We start from the raw sequence: 16,023 nt of genomic DNA on the forward strand, positions 1-16,023 counted from the left end.
ATCGCCGGGAGTGCGCCACAAGTTGCGCACGGGGTGCCATCCGAGAGGGGCCCCGCGGAGCCATGGCCGCGGGGGGGGGCGGCGGGCGCGGTGGGGGGGCGGGAAAGGACCGCGAGGATGGCGACGGGGAGGGCCGTGCCAAGCGACATGGCGAGCACAAAAAGAATACCGCCGAGATAAAGGCCGTTCAGCAGCGAAAAGGTCATGACGAGCAGCGCGCCGGAGCAGGGGCGAAGGCCGACAGCTACGATCGCAGACCAGGCTTCCCGGACACTGAAACTGTCGCCGCCCAGCAGCGACGGGTCCGGCGCATGAGAGCGGCCGCAGGTTTCGCAGGCCATTCCGGTGATGAAGTTATGTCCCGCCTTGCGTGCCTGCTTCTCGCCGAAGGCATAAGCTTGCCTGCGGCTTTCATTGTCCTTCCAGTCGAGCATCATGCTGACCGGACCGGCAGAGGTCTCCACGACTTCACGCTTTGGCAGGCCGCTGATCATCGAACGCAATTTGCGAAAGAGCAGCCAGCCACCGAAGGCGATGACCATGACGAAGCTTGTGATCTCCATCGCATTCGTCGCCTGCGTCAGCGTTATGCCGCTGCCACGCAGGATGAGCCAGGCACCTCCGACGAGCGCCACTGCCACTGCACCTTGAATGAAGGCTGAGATGAAGGAGATCACTACGCCGCGCTTCAGCTCGATTTCGTTGGCGATCATATAGGAGGAGATCACCGCCTTGCCATGCCCAGGACCGGCCGCATGGAAGACGCCATAGGCGAAGGAAAGGCCGATCAGCGAGGCCAGCTGCCACGGGTCTTCACGCATTGCCTTCAAGGCGTCCGTCAGCGCGCGGTAGAAGGCCTGCTGTTCGTAATTGATGTAGGCAAGCAGCGGCGCCAGCGGTCCGCCTGTCGGCTGGAAACTCGGCTCCGCAGTTCCAATCCCGAGCGGCGATTGCGCATGCGCCACATTCATCAGCGCAAGCAGCGCGAATGCGACCGTTGGAAGGAACAGCAAAGCGTTCCGTTTCAGCATGAAACCTCCAGCCGGGTGGCAAAGAGCTTGGACATGTCCGTGCCGGTCGGATCGTTGAAGAAGGCATCGGTCAGCGACTGCTTGTTTTGAGAAATCACCTGATCGGCGTCCGGCCGCAGCACATCATTCTTGCAGTTCTTGAAGCCGTCGCCGACTGTTCCCAGCTCCTTGTCCGTCGGGAAGTCGATCGAGGTGTAGAGCGTGGGGTCGTAGACGCCGAAGGTGAGTTTGCCCTTCAGCGGCATCTTCTCCGAGGGCTTTACCGCGAAGAACATTAGAAGCTGGCCTTCCTTGTAGTCGACGTGAATGATGTCCGGCTTCTGCACGGTCACGTTCTTTCCGTCGATCGTCAGATTCATGTAGTAGTCGTAGTCCGAGAGCGACTCGCGGACAGTCTTGCCGACTTCGGCGAGCTCGTTCGGCTCCAGCTTCAGATCGGTGTTCTTGTCGAAATCCATGACGACGGAGGAGGAGAACACCTCGTCGAAACGCCAGACGTTTCGCAACTCCTGAACGCTCCCGTCGGGCGCTGCCACGACTTCGAGCCGCGCTTCCACGAAAATATGCGGGTGTGCCATGGCCGCGGCCGGCGCAAGCAAGATCAGCGCCGCCATCAGGTAAGTGGATTTTTTCATGTGTCGGGTTACCGCTCTGCCCAAATCGGTTGGTGTCTTCTTGCCGGAGAATGGGACGGAATTGGGACCGGCCTCAAGGTGGCAAAGTGAATCAGGCCGGCTTCAAGCCTGCTTCTTGAACCAAGCATGGAGGTAATCCACGAAGATGCGGACCTTTGCCGGCAAGTAGCGCCGATGCGGATAAACGGCATAAATCCCGCGATCGGTCGGTATATAGTCGTTGAATAGCGTCACGAGCCGGCCGTCCTCGATCGGCTTGCGAGCGATGAAGTCCGGGATGACCGCAATGCCGATGCCGGAAAGAGCTGCGCGCAACGTCGCATGCGGGCTGTTCACCTCGATCGGTCCGGAAACCGCGACGGCGAAGGACGTGCTGTCCGGATTGTAGAAACGGACGCTTGCCTGCGTGCGCGAGTTCGTATCCACGATGAAGGGAACGTTGGAAATGTCCGTCGGATGTTCGAGGTTCGGATAGCGCTCGAGAAACTCCGGCGTGGCGCAGACGTGGACGCGGAAATCCGAGATCTTTCGCGCGATCATTCCCGAATCTTCTAGCTTCGTGACGCGGATCGCCAGGTCGAAACCTTCTTCGATCAGATCGACGAACCGGTCGTCTGCGGCGATTTCCAGCTGCAGGTCCGGGTTCTCCTTGGCAAAATCGATCAACGACTGACCGACGTCGGCATCGACAAAGGTGCGCGGCACCGAGATCTTCAGCCGGCCTTTGAGCTGCGCGTTGTTCTCGCGGACCAGATCGGCGAGGTTGTCGATCTCCTTCAGGATGTCGGAGGCGGTGCGGTAATAAGTATGCCCAGCCTCGGTCATCGAAAACTGCCGGGTGGTGCGATTGAGCAGCAGGGCACCCAACTCGTCTTCCAGCTCGCGCACATATTTGGAAAGCAGCGCCTTGGAGCGGCCGGTGCGCCGCGCTGCGGCGGAAAAACCTTCCGCTTCAACGACATCGATGAAGGCGCGTATGCGCGTCAGTGTGTCCATGGCCATCTCCCGTTGGTGCGAAAGATTGAACAAATTGAGCGCGGCTGTTCAATTTATTTTTTTAGCGAGGGGCAAAAAAATTCTTGATTATGACTGCGAATATTCTTATCTCGTCCTCAGCCCAAAGTCGCACGTGCCCATGGGTGTCCGCCGACCCTCGATTAGGTGAGGTCATCGGTAAGGTACCTGGAACTAACCCCTCCAGTCGCTATTCCGGCCAACCGGGAAATGCGAGGACGCCTAAGCAACGACGGTGCGGGCCTTTCTGGTGTCTTCCGGCTTTCCATCAGCCGGGGTTACTGAAGAGGCACACCTTCATTGCCGGAAGTGCGGTTGGGATTTTCCCTCCAATCCATGGCAGACAAAGCCGAACTATGCCGCTGTCGTGGCGTTGGTTCAAAATTTGCGCATCGAGCGCTTGCTATGGTTCCGGGGTCTCCACCGGCTGGTTCCAATGCGAGCATTCGTATGCCCTTTGTCCTCCGGTTTTTGCCGGAGCTCTGGAATTGGAAGAGGGAATCGATATGACCACCCAGCGCATCCGCGACTTTCTCGCAACCCGACGTCCCGACGGTCCCTGCCTCGTGGTCGACCTCGACGTCGTGCGCGACAATTTCAACGCCTTCCGTCATGCGATGCCGGACAGCGCGATCTACTATGCTGTCAAGGCAAACCCGGCTCCGGAAGTGCTGAAGCTGCTGGCTTCCCTCGGCTCCAATTTCGATTGCGCGTCTGTCGCTGAAATCGAAATGGCCCTGGATGCCGGTGCGACCGCTGCCCGCATCTCCTACGGCAATACGATCAAGAAGGAGCGCGACGTCGCCCGCGCCTGTGCGCTCGGCGTCAGCCTCTTTGCGGTCGACAGCCACGAGGAAGTCGAGAAGATCTCGCGCGCCGCTCCCGGCGCCCGCGTGTTCTGCCGCGTGCTTACGGATGGCGAAGGCGCCGAATGGCCGCTGTCGCGCAAGTTTGGCTGCGTCCCGCAGATGGCTGTCGATGTTCTTGTCTATGCCCATCAGCTCGGGCTCGAATCCTATGGCGTCTCGTTCCATGTCGGTTCGCAGATGACCAAGGTCGATGCTTGGGATTCGGCTCTTGCCGATGCCAAGCGCGTTTTCGTGCAGCTTGCCAAGCAGGGCATCCATCTGCAGATGGTCAACATGGGTGGCGGCTTCCCGACGAAATACCTTCGTGACGTTCCGTCGGCCGAGGCTTATGGCCGTTCGATCTACCAGAGCCTGCGCGATCACTTCGGCAACCAGATCCCGAAGACGATCATCGAGCCGGGCCGCGGTATGGTCGGCAATGCCGGCGTCATCAAGGCTGAAGTGGTGCTTGTCTCGAAGAAGTCGGACAACGACACGGCGCGCTGGGTATTCCTCGACATCGGCAAGTTCGGCGGTCTCGCCGAAACGATGGATGAGGCCATCCGCTACCCGATCCGCACCGAACGCGACGGCGACAAGATGGAGCCCTGCGTCATCGCCGGCCCGACCTGCGATTCGGCCGACGTGCTCTACGAAAAGAACCTCTACCCGCTGCCGGTGAGCCTCACCATCGGTGACGAGGTTCTAATCGAAGGCACCGGTGCCTATACCACAACCTATTCGGCGGTTGCTTTTAATGGCTTTGAGCCGCTGAAGGCCTACGTCATCTGATCCAGCCGGCCCCGTAGCCAATCGGGGCGGCACCTTCACAATTTCCTTTCGACACCGTCTGAAACGGTTTTGAGTTCGGGAGGCCAAGATGGCCGCTGTTCTTGATTCTGTCCGCGCATTCTTTGCGCCCTCCATCTTCACCATCGATTCCGAGAATCCGTCGGATGTCGTACCGCGCGAGAACCTGCTCGATCGCGCCATGGGTCCGAACCGCCGCAAGAAGTCGTCGGAGAAGATCCGGCGCGGCCGCATCCCGGCAGAAGGCTTGGCACTTGTCGCGCGTGACCGCGACGGCCATGTCATCGGCACCGTCCGCCTCTGGAACATCGAAGCTGGCGTCAACGCCGACGGTACGTCGATCAATGCCTTGCTGCTCGGCCCTTTGGCCGTCGATCCGACCTTTGAGGGCAAGGGTGTCGGTTCGGCGGTGATGCGTGCGGCCATTCTCGAGGCCAAGAACCGCGGACATGGCGCGATCCTGCTCGTCGGAGATGCCGCCTATTACGAGCGCTTCGGCTTCTTTGCCGAGAAGGCTTGCCATCTCGTCATGCCCGGCCCGTTCGAACGCTCGCGCTTCCTGGCGCTGGAGTTGACGGAAGGCTGGCTTGACGGCGCAGCCGGCATGATTGTTCCATCGGGGCGCATGCTGGCCAAGGCGCCGCTCCGGAAGGCTGCCTGACGGGTCAAGCCTCTCCCTGAAACGGGAGGGGTTTTTTCTATTAAGCCCTTATGCGTCCTTGCGCGACAAGCCACTGGGCCGACTCCTGCACAGCCTGGAGGGAGCTGTGGCGCGGCGTGAACCCCAGCAGACGCCTTGCCTTCTCCATTGAGCAATTCGGGCTCCGGGCGATGTGCTCCCACGTCGCCCTTGCGTCCTCGGCGCTTTCCATTTTCGACCATTCGTCATAGGGGAAAAACTCAAGCTTCGGCTCATGACCGAACCAGCGAAACATCGCTTCGGCATATCCTCTCAACGTCAGTGCCTGGTCGGAAACCGCGTGGAAGCTTTCTCCGGTTGACGCCCGCCAATTGCTGATCGCTGCCATGAACATACCTGCGACATCGTCAGCGTGAACATGATGAACGGTCTCCAAACCGAGATTCGGCAATCTCAGCGTCTCGCCGCGCGCAATCGTCGAAAAGACGGAAATGTTGAAATGTCCGGCGGGGTTGAGTGGAGGCCAGCCCGGTCCAACGATATGGCCGGGATGGATGAGGGTTGCGGGAAAGGCCCTCCGTCGTGCCTCGCCTAGAAGATAGTCCTCGATTGCCTTCTTCTGCTCGCCATAGTCTCCAAAAGGCGTTTTCGGGGCATCCTCGCGCGTTGGAACCGAAATGGAATGGCCGTGCGTCCAGATGGTGCCGGTGTGCAGGAAATGACCGACATGGCCATCCAGTACTCCCGCCAGGTGGCGTGCGCTCTCCAACGTGAAGCAGATCATGTCGATGACGATATCGGGCCTCAGTGCGCGGACGGCGGGGCCGAAGCTGCCTTCCTCCTCCATCTGCGCCCGATCCATCTTTTGCCGTTCGACGCTCTGCCATGTTGCGTGGGGACGATAGGGGTCCGCTTTGCCGCGGCTGATTGCAACGACGTCATGCCCCGCCTCGACAAGACGCGGGACGAGATATGTGCCGACATGGCCAGTTGCTCCGATCACGATTACGCGTGCCATCGTTTCTACGCTCCTGCCGTGTGTTGAGCTGGTCCGGCCAGTATGTTGGGCGCCCGGTCGATAGGACAAGCCGGATCATAAACTTTCACGTCCGCGTGAATCGGCACTTCGGACGGATGAATTCTGCTTGGGATTGCGCTAGCTCATGGCGATGACCAGAGCCTTCCTCATATGGTTTGCCCTTTTCCTTTCCGCTGCGCCGGTCTCAGCCCAGCAGGAAAACGATCGCCTTGCGTCGCTGCTCGACAACTTCGCTTCCCGCGAGGAACTGAAATCGCTGAAAACCATCATCATTTCCCGGGACGGAAAGATTGTTGCCGAGCGCGGCTATCGCGGACATACCGCGTCAGAATCGACCAATATCAAGTCCGCTTCGAAAGCGATCATCTCCGCCCTTGTCGGCATCGCCATCAGCAAGGGTGTGCTCGAAGGACCGGACCAGAAGATTGCCCCGATCCTGAAGGCGGATCTGCCGCAATCACCCGATCCGCGGCTGAACGAGGTCACCATCGGAAACCTGCTGTCCATGCAGGCGGGGTTGGGCCGTATGTCGGGACCGAACTACGGACGCTGGGTTGCAAGCCGAAACTGGGTGCGTTTTGCACTCTCGCAACCCTTCGACGATGAGCCCGGGGGCCGAATGCTGTACTCGACCGCCTCGACACATCTCCTGTCTGCAATCCTGACGAAGGCGAGCGGCAAGACAACCCTTGCCCTGGCAAGGGAATGGCTCAGGCCAGTCGAAGGCTTTCGGATCGGCGCCTGGGAGCGCGACCCACAGGGCATCTATCTCGGCGGAAACCAGATGGCCATGAGCGCCCGCTCGTTGCTTGCTTTTGGCGAGCTCTATCGCAACGGCGGCAAGACGCGGGAGGGGCGACAAGTCGTTCCAGCCGAGTGGATTGCCGCGTCCTGGCAGCCGCGCACCAACTCGCGCTTCTCGGGCGATGCCTATGGCTACGGATGGTTTGAGCGCAATCTCGGCGGCGAGGACGTGCATTTCGCCTGGGGCTACGGTGGGCAGATGCTCTACATCGTGCCGTCGCTCAATCTGACCGTGGTAATGACCTCGCAGGAAAGCGGACCATCGGCCCGCAACGGCTACCGCGATGCCTTGCACGGCGTGCTGGGCGAGATTGTCGAAAATGCCCGGACATCCTGACCGGAAGGGATGGCGAAGGCACTCAGCCATCCCCATCGGAAGAGTTTGAGCGGTCAGGCAGAGATATCGACGACGCCGCAGTCGCCTGCTTCCGAGGCGAAGGCCAGCAGCTTGCCGTTCTTGCTCCAGCTCATCGCGGTGATAGCGCCCTTGCCGGGGCGGCGGATCAGCGCCTCTTTACTGTCTGCAATCCGCACGGCAAGGATCATGCCGTCGATGAAACCGATTGCAAGGATGTCCTCAGCCGGATGGAATTTGACCGCGGTCGCCATGATGTTGGCGCGCGTGCCGAGCTCCAGCGGCGCCTTGCCCATCGGGCCGTCCTTGCCCTGGAAGGGCCAGACGATCGCTGCTGGCGCGCCAGATGAGGCGAGCCACTTGCCCTTGGCGGACCAGGAAAGCGACTTCACCTTGGCCGGATAACCGGTCATGCGCATGTGACGCGCCTCAGCCCCCGGCTTGGCGTCAAGCTTCCATCCGTGCAGGGCGTTTTCCTGCATGGCGGTCACGAGGAAATTGCCGTCGGGCGAGAATGTGACACCCGTATGCGCGCCCTTCCATTCCAGATCGACCGGCTTTGCGTTCATGCCAACCCAGTGCAGCGATACTCCGTTGTAGCGCGCTGCAGCGATGCGCATGCCTTTCGGTGCAAAGGCAAGGCCTTCGACCGTCCGCTCCTCGGTGAATTCCTTGATGTCACCATTCGAAAGACGAACGAAGGCGCTCTTTCCATAGGCATAGGCGACGGCACCTTGCGGGCCGGCCGCCACCTGCGAAATCCATTTGCGCGGCACGTTAGCGATCTCGCTGACGCCGGCGTCGGCCGCAATGCGCAACACCTTGCCATCTTCGCCGCCGGAAATCAGGCTTTCGCTATAGGGATCGCGGATGCAGGTGAGCATGCCCTGATGGGCTTCGCAAACCTTCTCGCCGCCATCCAGCCGGTGAAGCGTGCCGGTGGCATTCGCGAAGAAGGGGACATCACCTAAAAATTCGACGGCCAGAATGTGGCCGTCGAGATCAAGCGGGGCGACTGTTGGCATCAGGCCGCGGCCTCGCATGCCTTGAAGGAGGCTTCGAGCTTTTCGCGGTCGAGTTCGCGGCCGATGAAGACGAGCCGCGTTTCATGCTTCTCGCCATCCTTCCAGGGACGCTGGTGGTCGCCCTCGACGATCATGTGCACGCCCTGGACGACATAACGCTCGGCATCGTCCTTGAAGGCAATGATGCCTTTAAGGCGCAGGATGTTCGGACCCTGCGTCTGGGTGATTTTCTGGATCCAGGGGAAGAAGCGCTCGGGGTTCATCTCGCCGCCGCGGAGCGACACCGATTGCACCGTCACGTCGTGGATCGGCGACACCGCACCGTGGTGATGATGGCCATGGTCATGATCATGGTGGTGGTGATCATGATCATGACCATGGTGATGGTGGTCGTGATCGCAATCCGGGCCACAGACGTGATCGTCGTGATCCTGCTCCAGGAAGTGCGGGTCGTTTTCCAGCGCGCGTTCAAGGTTGAAAGCGCCCTGATCGAGCACGCGGGCGAGATCGACGCCGGAGCGGCTCGTCTTGTAGACGCGAGCCGACGGGTTGATGGCCCGGACGATATCCTCGATCTGCGCCAGTTCTTCCGGCGAGACGAGATCAGTCTTGTTGATGAGGATGACGTCGGCAAAGGCAATCTGGTCTTCGGCCTCGCGACTGTCCTTCAGGCGCAGCGGCAGGTGCTTGGCATCGACAAGGGCGACGACGGCGTCGAGTTCCGTCTTGGCTCGCACGTCGTCATCCATGAAGAAGGTCTGGGCGACCGGCACCGGATCGGCAAGTCCGGTCGTCTCGACGATGATGCCGTCGAAGCGTCCGGGGCGACGCATCAGGCCCTCGACGACGCGGATCAGGTCGCCGCGCACAGTACAGCAGACGCAGCCGTTGTTCATCTCGTAGATTTCCTCGTCCGACTCGACAATCAGGTCGTTGTCGATGCCGATCTCGCCGAATTCGTTGACGATGACCGCGTATTTCTTGCCGTGGTTTTCGGACAGGATGCGGTTAAGCAGCGTCGTCTTGCCGGCGCCGAGATAGCCGGTGAGCACGGTGACGGGGATGGGCTTGTGCTGAATCGAAATTGCGTCGGTCATGAGAACCTCGAAGAATGGGCTTGCCGCCAAGGGGGCTTTAAACGGACGGTTCCATATAAGGATTTGGACGCGTCAGTTCAAAGGTTTTATAATGTTATAAGATCACATTGTTTTCGGATCGCTCTATTTGAGCTCGGATGTGTCAAACGCGTCCACATCCTGCAGAAGTTCTATCAGCCCCTTAACCGCATAGCCGACCAGCGCTTCGCCTTTCTCGACCGTTGCGGCAGCGGCGTTTCCGGCCGCGCCTTTGACGTTCAGATCGAGCATCTTCCAGCCGAAGGCGTGCGGCCCGTAGGCCCGTAGATGCTTGAAGCGCCTGGCAAATTCCAGCTGCCTTGAAGCGAAGTTCTCAACCTTGGACATGGCGACACTACCGGGATGCAGTGCCAGCATGACCGAGGTTTCGATATCGCCGCCGTGGATGTCGATCGCCTTGCTTTCAGCTGAAATCACCTCTTCCGGCACGCCGAAACGGGTCCAGCTGGTCGCAACGGCCAGCATGTTGAACTTCACCCGCGCTTCGGTTGCGACGATTGTCATCAAGGGTGAATTTCCGCCGTGGGCGTTCAACATCACCAGTTTGCGGCAGCCGAGATCGCGCAGCATTCCAGCAATTGCGAGCCAGCGGTTGATCGCTTCGCTGTACGTCAGCGTCCTCGTACCTACGACATCCATGTGTTCGATCGAGTAGCCGACCGGTTCTGTGGGCAGGAAAGTGACCGGCAATGTTGACGGGAGGGCGGCCTTTAGCCTTTCGACGATGCCTTCGGCAATCAGCGTATCGGTTTCGAAAGGAAGGTGCGGGCCGTGCTGCTCATGCGCGCCGAGCGGCAGAACCGCGATCCAGTTCCGGCGATCTTCGGCCGAAAGTGCGGCATCGTTGTCTGCGAAGTTCCGGGCAGGCGCTGTCATCCGGTTTCAATGCCCCTTGTTTATGACGTGAACCTGCGCAATGTCATAACGCAGCGTTGTCACGGCTTAAAGATCAAAGGGATGGCGATGGGGAAGAAGCACAAAGACGGCAAGAAAAACAAGTCCAAGAAAAAGGACCAGACCGCATATACGCTTGCAGATCTTTCGCCGGCTTTGACGCAGGCTGCGCGGTCGATGCGCACGGTCCTCTCCCGTAGTCTGCTTGAAAGCGGCCTTTACGCCGGCCAGGACGGCGTCATTCTTTCGCTTGCCGAAACCGACGGGATGACGGCAGGCGGCCTTGCTCAGAAACTCGGAGTCAAGGCGCCGACGATGACTCGCACCATCGGCCGCATGGAAGCCCAGGGCTTCCTGGAGCGCAAGCCGGATGCGGAAGATGCGCGACTGACGAAGGTCTACCTCACCGAACTCGGGCGCGGCAGCGTGAAGGCCATCGAGATGGCGGCGTCGGCCTGCGATCGGACGGCTACGCTTGATTTTTCGGAGAAAGAAATCCGCAACCTCGTGCGCCTTCTAAAGGCGATCGACAACAATCTCCAGGCAGAAGCAGTGCCGTTCGAAGAACCCGACGAAATTTGACGGTCGAGTAAAATTCGGTTTGCCTCTCCGCATTTAATCTTTTAATTAAACATTTTAAGGGGGCGCTCTTTTTCCGGTTCCGCGATGCGCTCCACCATCTCGCGCGTTGCCTGGGGAGGATGCGTGGCTCAAAAGATCAAACTTTCGACAATTGCCGAAACACTCGGCATTTCAACGGCAACGGTATCGCTAGCCTTACGCGACAGCCCGCTCGTTGCGGGCAATACGCGGGAAAAAATCAAGGAACAGGCGCGCGCGCTCGGCTATATCTACAACCGCCGGGCCGCAAGCCTGCGTACGTCTCGCTCGGGCATCGTCGGCGTCGTCGTGCACGACATCATGAACCCGTTCTACGGGGAAATCCTAAAAGCGATCGAGAGCGAGCTCGATCGCAGCCGTCATACCTTCATCCTGTCCAACCACTACGATTCGGTCGAGAAGCAGCGCACTTTCATCGAGACGCTGCTGCAGCTCGGCGGCGATGGCGTCATCATGTCGCCCGCAATTGGCACACCGCCGGAGGACATGCAGCTTGCCGAGGCCAACGGCATGCCGGCGATCCTTGTCGCGCGTTCGATGGAGGGGATGGACCTGCCGACCTATCGCGGTGACGACAGCTACGGCATTTCGCTTGCCACCAATCACCTGATCGGGCTCGGCCACCGCTCAATCGCCATGATCGGGGGAACGGATCAGACCTCGACCGGCCGCGACCGCTATCAGGGCTATGTCAATGCGCTGCGCAAGGCGGAGATCGAAGTCGATCCCAACCTGCGCATTCCCGGTCCGCGCTCGATGCAGGGCGGGTTCGAGGCGGCTGTGCATTTCCTGTCGCTGCCGCAAAAGCCGTCGGCGGCCGTCTGCTGGAACGATCTCGTTGCCATCGGGCTCATGAACGGCATTGCCCGTGCCGGTCTTGTGCCAGGCAAGGACATCTCGGTTACCGGCTATGACGATCTCGAGGAAGCCTCGCTCTCGACACCGGCGCTGACGACGGTCTGGAATGGGCAGGCTGAAGTCGGCCGTCTTGCCGCCCGGGCGCTTCTCGATCGCTTGGCCGGCAGTCACGAGCCGGACGGCATCCACCTGATCAAACCCGAGATGCGCATCCGCCAGTCGACAAGCCCTTACAGACCCCGCCAGTAAGACAAGAGGAAAAGCCATGTCCCGCATCGCCATTCTCGTTCCAGGGAAGATACACGAGCGTGTTCTTGCGACCTTGAAGGACCGTTTCGAAGTTGTCGCGGTCGAAAAAAGCGAGACGTTGGAACTCGACGCTGAAACCGCAAACCGCATTCGCGGCGCGGCCGTCAGCGGCGCGTTTCCCGGCAGTTGGATGGATCAGCTGCCGAGCCTTGAGGTGATCGCGAGCTTCGGCGTCGGCTATGACGCCGTGGACGTCAGGCATGCTGCGGAAAAAGGAGTGGTCGTCACCAACACACCGGATGTATTGAACGACGAGGTCGCCGATACGGCGATCGGCCTGCTGCTCAACACCGTCCGCGAGCTGCCGCGGGCGGCGAACTGGCTGCGTGAGGGCCACTGGACGCCGGGTTCGGCCTATCCATTATCGCGCTTTTCCTTAAAAGGAAGGCATGTTGGTCTCTACGGCCTCGGGCGCATCGGCCAAGAGATCGCCAAGCGCCTCGAACCGTTCAAGGTGAAAATCAGCTATCACACACGCACGAACCATCCAGATATCGCCTATGATTATCACCCGACGCTGAAAGGTCTCGCCGACGCTGTCGATACGTTGATTGCGATCGTTCCGAAGACGCCTCACACCCACAAGACGATCGATGCGGAGATCCTTTCCGCACTCGGCCCCGATGGCATTCTGATCAATGTCGGCCGAGGCTGGACGGTGGATGAAGCAGCGCTCGTTTGGGCGCTGAAGAGCGGCGCACTCGGCGCTGCGGGCCTTGATGTCTTCTACGGCGAGCCGGTGGTCCCGGCGGAACTCTTCAGCTTGCCGAATGCGGTGCTGCTGCCGCACGTCGCCTCCGCCTCGATCCCGACGCGCAACGCGATGGCCGATCTTGTTGCCGCCAATCTGATCGAATGGTTTGAGAAGGGCAGGCCGCTAACCGCGGTGCCGGAGACGCCTTCGGCAAGGTAAGTGCTCAGTCAACGATGCGCCGCGCCATAACGACATCATCGATTTCTTCGCCGTCGTGAATAATTCCGCCCGGAATTCGCCCGACTTGGCTGAAGCCCTCGCGCTCGTAGAAGCGGATTGCGGGCGGGTTCTGCGCGCTTACGGCCAGCTCCAGCTGTCTGATGCCGACCGCTCGAGCGTGCCCGGTCAGTCGTTGCAGTAGCGCCGAAGCGGCGCCCAAACCGCGAAAGCTCTTATGCACATAAACCATAATAATCGTGGCACGATGGGCCATCTTGCTCGATTGCTGCCGCATCAGGCCCATCATGCCAACTGGTTTTTCTCGGTGGAATGCCACAAACACTGCATTGTTCGTGAGGCGGTGACGCCATTCTTCGTTTGTTAGGCTCTCCCAATCGGCGGCGGTGCTCGCATAGGCCGCGGGCTCGGTCTGCAGCGCCTCCAAGCGGATTTGCCGAAAAGCCTCAATATCCTCGGGGCCGAGGAGCCGTATATTGATCTGCCCGCCGTGAGCCACTGTCGATACCTGTCGTTCTGCCGTGCAACCGGAGCGCCTAAGCCTTAACCTTCATGGAGACATTCTTATTCGCCGCATATTCCCTTGCCGCGTCCCCGAATGCCGCAAAGATCTGGTTCGAGGGCTTGTCGGTTTCGGCCCAGTATTCCGGATGCCACTGCACGCCGACGGCAAAAGCTTTGGCGTCGATGACGGAAACGGCTTCGATCGTCCCGTCTTCGGCGATCGCCTCCACCTGTAGGCGAGGCGCCGTCTTGGCGATTGCCTGACGGTGCAGCGAGTTCACGAGGACTTCGCCCGGACCGATGATGCGGGCGATGCAGGAGCCTTCCTTGACGAAAACGCTCTGGCGGATAGCATACATTCCGTCGCGATCGACATCGGCTGGCTTTCTGTGGTCCCAGATGCCCTCCTGCTCGTGGATTTCACTGGCAAGGGAACCGCCGAGCGCGACGTTCAGCTCCTGTATGCCGCGGCAGATCGCCAGCAGCGGGATGGCTCGATCGATTGCACGGCGGATGAGGGGTAGGGCCGTTGCATCACGCGCGGGGTCGAAGGGGCCATCGCTCTCGCGGGCCTCGGCAGCGTAGAGCGATGGGTGGACGTTGCTCGCGGAGCCCGAAACCAGCAGTCCATCCACTCGGTCAAGGATTGCGTCAGTGTCATAACCTTTCTCGAACGCAGGAATGATGAAGGCCATCACGCCCGCAGCGTTCAGCGCCGCGCGTACATATTGATGCTGGACGGCATGCCAGTCGGCGCCATCGAGGGTGCGGGTATCGGCAGGAACGGCGACGATCGGCTTCATCATTTTTGGTCCGGAAAGCTCTCGATTCTTCTATTGTGAAAACCGAGATCGGCCTCAAAGTCAACTTCTCGGCGCAATGGCAGGCCAAATTGCGGCGATCTGCGCCATTCAAAGCATAGAGACCTTGCTAAACTGCTGATTTTCGATGGAAACACGTCATTCGCCAAATTGCTGCCGTGATGCCAAAGTCTGATCGACTAAAGCTTGAAACACACGCGGCCGCATGCTTAGCTCGCCTCCATTGCTGCGGGCAGGGATGAAATTGTCCGCGCATGCCATCTGTACGGGAGGTTTTTGATGGATCGTCGTTCGTTTATTAAGAAGGCTGGAACTGCTGGGGCAGGTGCCGTTGCGGCAAGCGCACTCGCCGCGCCGGCGATCGCGCAGGAGAATCCGAAAATTTCGTGGCGCATGACTTCTTCGTTCCCGAAGAGCCTGGACACGATCTTTGGCGGTGCGGAAGATATCGCCAATCAAGTCGCCGACGCGACCAACGGTGCCTTCAAGATCCAGCCTTTTGCAGCCGGTGAAATCGTGCCCGGCCTGCAGGCGGCCGACGCCGTGAGCTCGGGTACCGTTGAATGCTGCCACACCTGCTCGTACTATTTCGTCGGCAAGGATCCGACCTATGCAATCGGCACGGCCATTCCCTTCGGCCTCAACGCCCGTCTCACCAACGCCTGGTTCTTCGAGGGCAATGGCATCAACCTGATGAACGAATTTTATGCCACCCAGGGCATGTTCGGTCTTCCGGCCGGCAATACCGGCGTCCAGATGGGTGGCTGGTTCCGCAAGGAAATCAATACGCTGGATGACCTCAAGGGCGTCAAGATGCGTATCGCCGGTCTTGCCGGGCGCGTCATGGAAAAGCTCGGTGTCATCCCGCAGCAGATTGCCGGCGGTGATATCTATCCGGCGCTCGAAAAGGGCACGATCGACGCGTCGGAGTGGGTCGGTCCCTATGACGACTTGAAGCTCGGCCTGCACAAAGTCGCCAAGTACTACTACTATCCGGGCTTCTGGGAAGGCGGTCCGGCGATCCACGCTTTCTTCAATCTCGAAAAGTGGAACAGTCTGCCAAAGCACTACCAGACGATCCTCGCCGACGCCTGCACCTATTCCAATACCAGGATGATGGCGAAATACGATATGAAGAACCCTTCAGCGCTAAAGCAGCTCGTCGCCGAAGGTGCGACGCTGCGTCCCTTCAGCCAGGAAATTCTTGAAGCCGCGTTCCAGGCTTCAACCGGTCTCTATGGCGAGCTCTCGGCTTCAAATCCATCTTTCAAGAAGATCTATGACGACCAGACCGCATTCAAGCGTGATGCTTACCTCTGGATGCAGCTCTCGGAATATACGTTTGACACGTTCATGATGATCCAGCAGCGATCGGGCAAGCTCTAGGCGGCTTCCCCGTCTGCGCGTTCATCGCATCGCCAACAGAAGCCCCGGATGGAAATCCGGGGCTTCTTCATTGTGCGCCCGGGAAGATCAACGAGGACAAGAGCTCGGTTTCCAGCGTGCTTGGCCGCAAGTTCCTCAGCTTCAGCCTCTGGGTGGCTCCGGGTGGTGCCGCTCAAGGCGTTCAAGCGTCGCATCCGGCAACTGACCCGCCGTTCGGGCGGGCGCAGTATGCAAGAAGTGGCCGAACGCCTGCGCGTCTACGTCCTGGGTTGGAAGGCCTACTTCCGGCTGGCGCAAATCCCTCGGGTCTTCAAGGAACGGGGGGAATGGATCGGCACCGGGTGCAGTCAAAACGACCGTCC

The 16,023-nt window shown here is 60.0% G+C and carries 16 protein-coding genes and 1 pseudogene; 8 read left to right on the plus strand and 9 right to left on the minus strand.

All coding sequences use genetic code 11. From position 1 onward, the window contains the following. From C9413_RS00720 to C9413_RS00730, 3 genes are all read right to left on the minus strand, one after another. Positions 1–971, minus strand: a 971-nt coding sequence (locus tag C9413_RS00720) for a nickel/cobalt transporter (RefSeq protein WP_246703673.1), incomplete at its 3' end; no start/stop codon positions are given. Positions 972–1,024: 53 nt separating this feature from the next. Then, the gene (locus C9413_RS00725) at positions 1,025–1,666 is read right to left on the minus strand and encodes a DUF1007 family protein (protein ID WP_039846137.1); all 642 of its coding nucleotides are present in this window, start codon (positions 1,664–1,666) and stop codon (positions 1,025–1,027) included. A gap of 102 nt (positions 1,667–1,768) precedes the next feature. Continuing rightward, positions 1,769–2,662 carry a LysR family transcriptional regulator gene (locus C9413_RS00730; protein WP_022715917.1) on the minus strand — a complete coding sequence of 298 codons (894 nt, stop codon included), beginning with the start codon at positions 2,660–2,662 and terminating at the stop codon, positions 1,769–1,771. A gap of 524 nt (positions 2,663–3,186) precedes the next feature. On the opposite strand from C9413_RS00730, the gene odc2 reads away from it, so the two are divergent. Continuing rightward, complete coding sequence (gene odc2 / locus C9413_RS00735) at positions 3,187–4,320, plus strand: ornithine/lysine decarboxylase (protein ID WP_028739747.1); 1,134 nt, start codon at positions 3,187–3,189, stop codon at positions 4,318–4,320. A gap of 88 nt (positions 4,321–4,408) precedes the next feature. Beyond that, positions 4,409–4,999 (plus strand): N-acetyltransferase, encoded by a 591-nt coding sequence (locus C9413_RS00740; protein WP_039846136.1) that lies wholly within the window; start codon positions 4,409–4,411, stop codon positions 4,997–4,999. A 40-nt stretch (positions 5,000–5,039) separates the two neighbouring features. On the opposite strand, the gene C9413_RS00745 is transcribed toward C9413_RS00740, so the two are convergent. Then, positions 5,040–5,996 (minus strand): NAD-dependent epimerase/dehydratase family protein, encoded by a 957-nt coding sequence (locus tag C9413_RS00745; RefSeq protein ID WP_039846135.1) that lies wholly within the window; start codon positions 5,994–5,996, stop codon positions 5,040–5,042. A 151-nt stretch (positions 5,997–6,147) separates the two neighbouring features. Here C9413_RS00745 and C9413_RS00750 point away from each other — a divergent pair, with 151 nt between their 5' ends. After that, positions 6,148–7,158 carry a serine hydrolase gene (locus C9413_RS00750; protein ID WP_039847003.1) on the plus strand — a complete coding sequence of 337 codons (1,011 nt, stop codon included), beginning with the start codon at positions 6,148–6,150 and terminating at the stop codon, positions 7,156–7,158. Between the two features lie 53 nt (positions 7,159–7,211). Here C9413_RS00750 and C9413_RS00755 read toward each other — a convergent pair whose 3' ends face one another. The 3 genes from C9413_RS00755 to C9413_RS00765 all read right to left on the minus strand — a co-directional run bounded on the left by C9413_RS00755 (position 7,212) and on the right by C9413_RS00765 (position 10,213). Beyond that, positions 7,212–8,201 (minus strand): WD40 repeat domain-containing protein, encoded by a 990-nt coding sequence (locus tag C9413_RS00755; protein WP_039847002.1) that lies wholly within the window; start codon positions 8,199–8,201, stop codon positions 7,212–7,214. Then, positions 8,201–9,298: a GTP-binding protein gene (locus tag C9413_RS00760; protein WP_039847001.1), complete on the minus strand. Its 1,098-nt coding sequence runs from the start codon at positions 9,296–9,298 to the stop codon at positions 8,201–8,203. The genes C9413_RS00755 and C9413_RS00760 overlap by 1 nt, the downstream gene beginning before the upstream one ends. Before the next feature lie 123 nt (positions 9,299–9,421). Next, a complete protein-coding gene (locus tag C9413_RS00765; protein WP_039846134.1) occupies positions 9,422–10,213 on the minus strand; it encodes a creatininase family protein in 792 nt (263 codons plus the stop codon). 87 nt (positions 10,214–10,300) lie between these two features. Here C9413_RS00765 and C9413_RS00770 point away from each other — a divergent pair, with 87 nt between their 5' ends. The 3 genes from C9413_RS00770 (at position 10,301) to C9413_RS00780 (ending at position 12,932) form a co-directional block, all read left to right on the plus strand. Continuing rightward, positions 10,301–10,813 (plus strand): MarR family winged helix-turn-helix transcriptional regulator, encoded by a 513-nt coding sequence (locus C9413_RS00770; protein WP_039847000.1) that lies wholly within the window; start codon positions 10,301–10,303, stop codon positions 10,811–10,813. 123 nt (positions 10,814–10,936) lie between these two features. Next, the gene (locus tag C9413_RS00775; RefSeq protein WP_022715909.1) at positions 10,937–11,959 is read left to right on the plus strand and encodes a LacI family DNA-binding transcriptional regulator; all 1,023 of its coding nucleotides are present in this window, start codon (positions 10,937–10,939) and stop codon (positions 11,957–11,959) included. Positions 11,960–11,975: 16 nt separating this feature from the next. Next, positions 11,976–12,932 carry a 2-hydroxyacid dehydrogenase gene (locus C9413_RS00780; protein WP_170250112.1) on the plus strand — a complete coding sequence of 319 codons (957 nt, stop codon included), beginning with the start codon at positions 11,976–11,978 and terminating at the stop codon, positions 12,930–12,932. Positions 12,933–12,936: 4 nt separating this feature from the next. Here the strand turns inward: C9413_RS00780 and C9413_RS00785 are convergent, their stop codons facing one another. Both C9413_RS00785 and C9413_RS00790 read right to left on the minus strand, forming a co-directional pair. Then, positions 12,937–13,449 carry a GNAT family N-acetyltransferase gene (locus C9413_RS00785; protein ID WP_063855996.1) on the minus strand — a complete coding sequence of 171 codons (513 nt, stop codon included), beginning with the start codon at positions 13,447–13,449 and terminating at the stop codon, positions 12,937–12,939. 37 nt (positions 13,450–13,486) lie between these two features. Then, positions 13,487–14,260, minus strand: a complete 774-nt coding sequence (locus C9413_RS00790; RefSeq protein WP_039846132.1) for a gamma-glutamyl-gamma-aminobutyrate hydrolase family protein — start codon at positions 14,258–14,260, stop codon at positions 13,487–13,489. A 294-nt stretch (positions 14,261–14,554) separates the two neighbouring features. Between C9413_RS00790 and C9413_RS00795 the strand changes: the two genes are divergently transcribed. Then, on the plus strand, positions 14,555–15,661 hold the full coding sequence (locus C9413_RS00795) for a TRAP transporter substrate-binding protein (protein WP_039846131.1): 1,107 nt from the start codon (positions 14,555–14,557) through the stop codon (positions 15,659–15,661). 86 nt (positions 15,662–15,747) lie between these two features. Next, positions 15,748–15,994: pseudogene (locus tag C9413_RS34375) on the plus strand (group II intron maturase-specific domain-containing protein); the annotation flags it as partial. Positions 15,995–16,023: the final 29 nt, after the last annotated feature.

This window comes from Rhizobium sp. SEMIA 4085 (genome assembly GCF_013004495.1).
Lineage (GTDB): Bacteria > Pseudomonadota > Alphaproteobacteria > Rhizobiales > Rhizobiaceae > Rhizobium > Rhizobium gallicum.

Coding starts and splice junctions, on each gene's coding strand:
- C9413_RS00725 (WP_039846137.1), bottom strand. CDS start 1,666: ATGAAAAAATCCACTTACCTGATGGCGGCGCTGATCTTGCTTGCGCCG.
- C9413_RS00730 (WP_022715917.1), bottom strand. CDS start 2,662: ATGGACACACTGACGCGCATACGCGCCTTCATCGATGTCGTTGAAGCG.
- odc2 (WP_028739747.1), top strand. CDS start 3,187: ATGACCACCCAGCGCATCCGCGACTTTCTCGCAACCCGACGTCCCGAC.
- C9413_RS00740 (WP_039846136.1), top strand. CDS start 4,409: ATGGCCGCTGTTCTTGATTCTGTCCGCGCATTCTTTGCGCCCTCCATC.
- C9413_RS00745 (WP_039846135.1), bottom strand. CDS start 5,996: ATGGCACGCGTAATCGTGATCGGAGCAACTGGCCATGTCGGCACATAT.
- C9413_RS00750 (WP_039847003.1), top strand. CDS start 6,148: ATGACCAGAGCCTTCCTCATATGGTTTGCCCTTTTCCTTTCCGCTGCG.
- C9413_RS00755 (WP_039847002.1), bottom strand. CDS start 8,201: ATGCCAACAGTCGCCCCGCTTGATCTCGACGGCCACATTCTGGCCGTC.
- C9413_RS00760 (WP_039847001.1), bottom strand. CDS start 9,298: ATGACCGACGCAATTTCGATTCAGCACAAGCCCATCCCCGTCACCGTG.
- C9413_RS00765 (WP_039846134.1), bottom strand. CDS start 10,213: ATGACAGCGCCTGCCCGGAACTTCGCAGACAACGATGCCGCACTTTCG.
- C9413_RS00770 (WP_039847000.1), top strand. CDS start 10,301: ATGGGGAAGAAGCACAAAGACGGCAAGAAAAACAAGTCCAAGAAAAAG.
- C9413_RS00780 (WP_170250112.1), top strand. CDS start 11,976: ATGTCCCGCATCGCCATTCTCGTTCCAGGGAAGATACACGAGCGTGTT.
- C9413_RS00790 (WP_039846132.1), bottom strand. CDS start 14,260: ATGATGAAGCCGATCGTCGCCGTTCCTGCCGATACCCGCACCCTCGAT.
- C9413_RS00795 (WP_039846131.1), top strand. CDS start 14,555: ATGGATCGTCGTTCGTTTATTAAGAAGGCTGGAACTGCTGGGGCAGGT.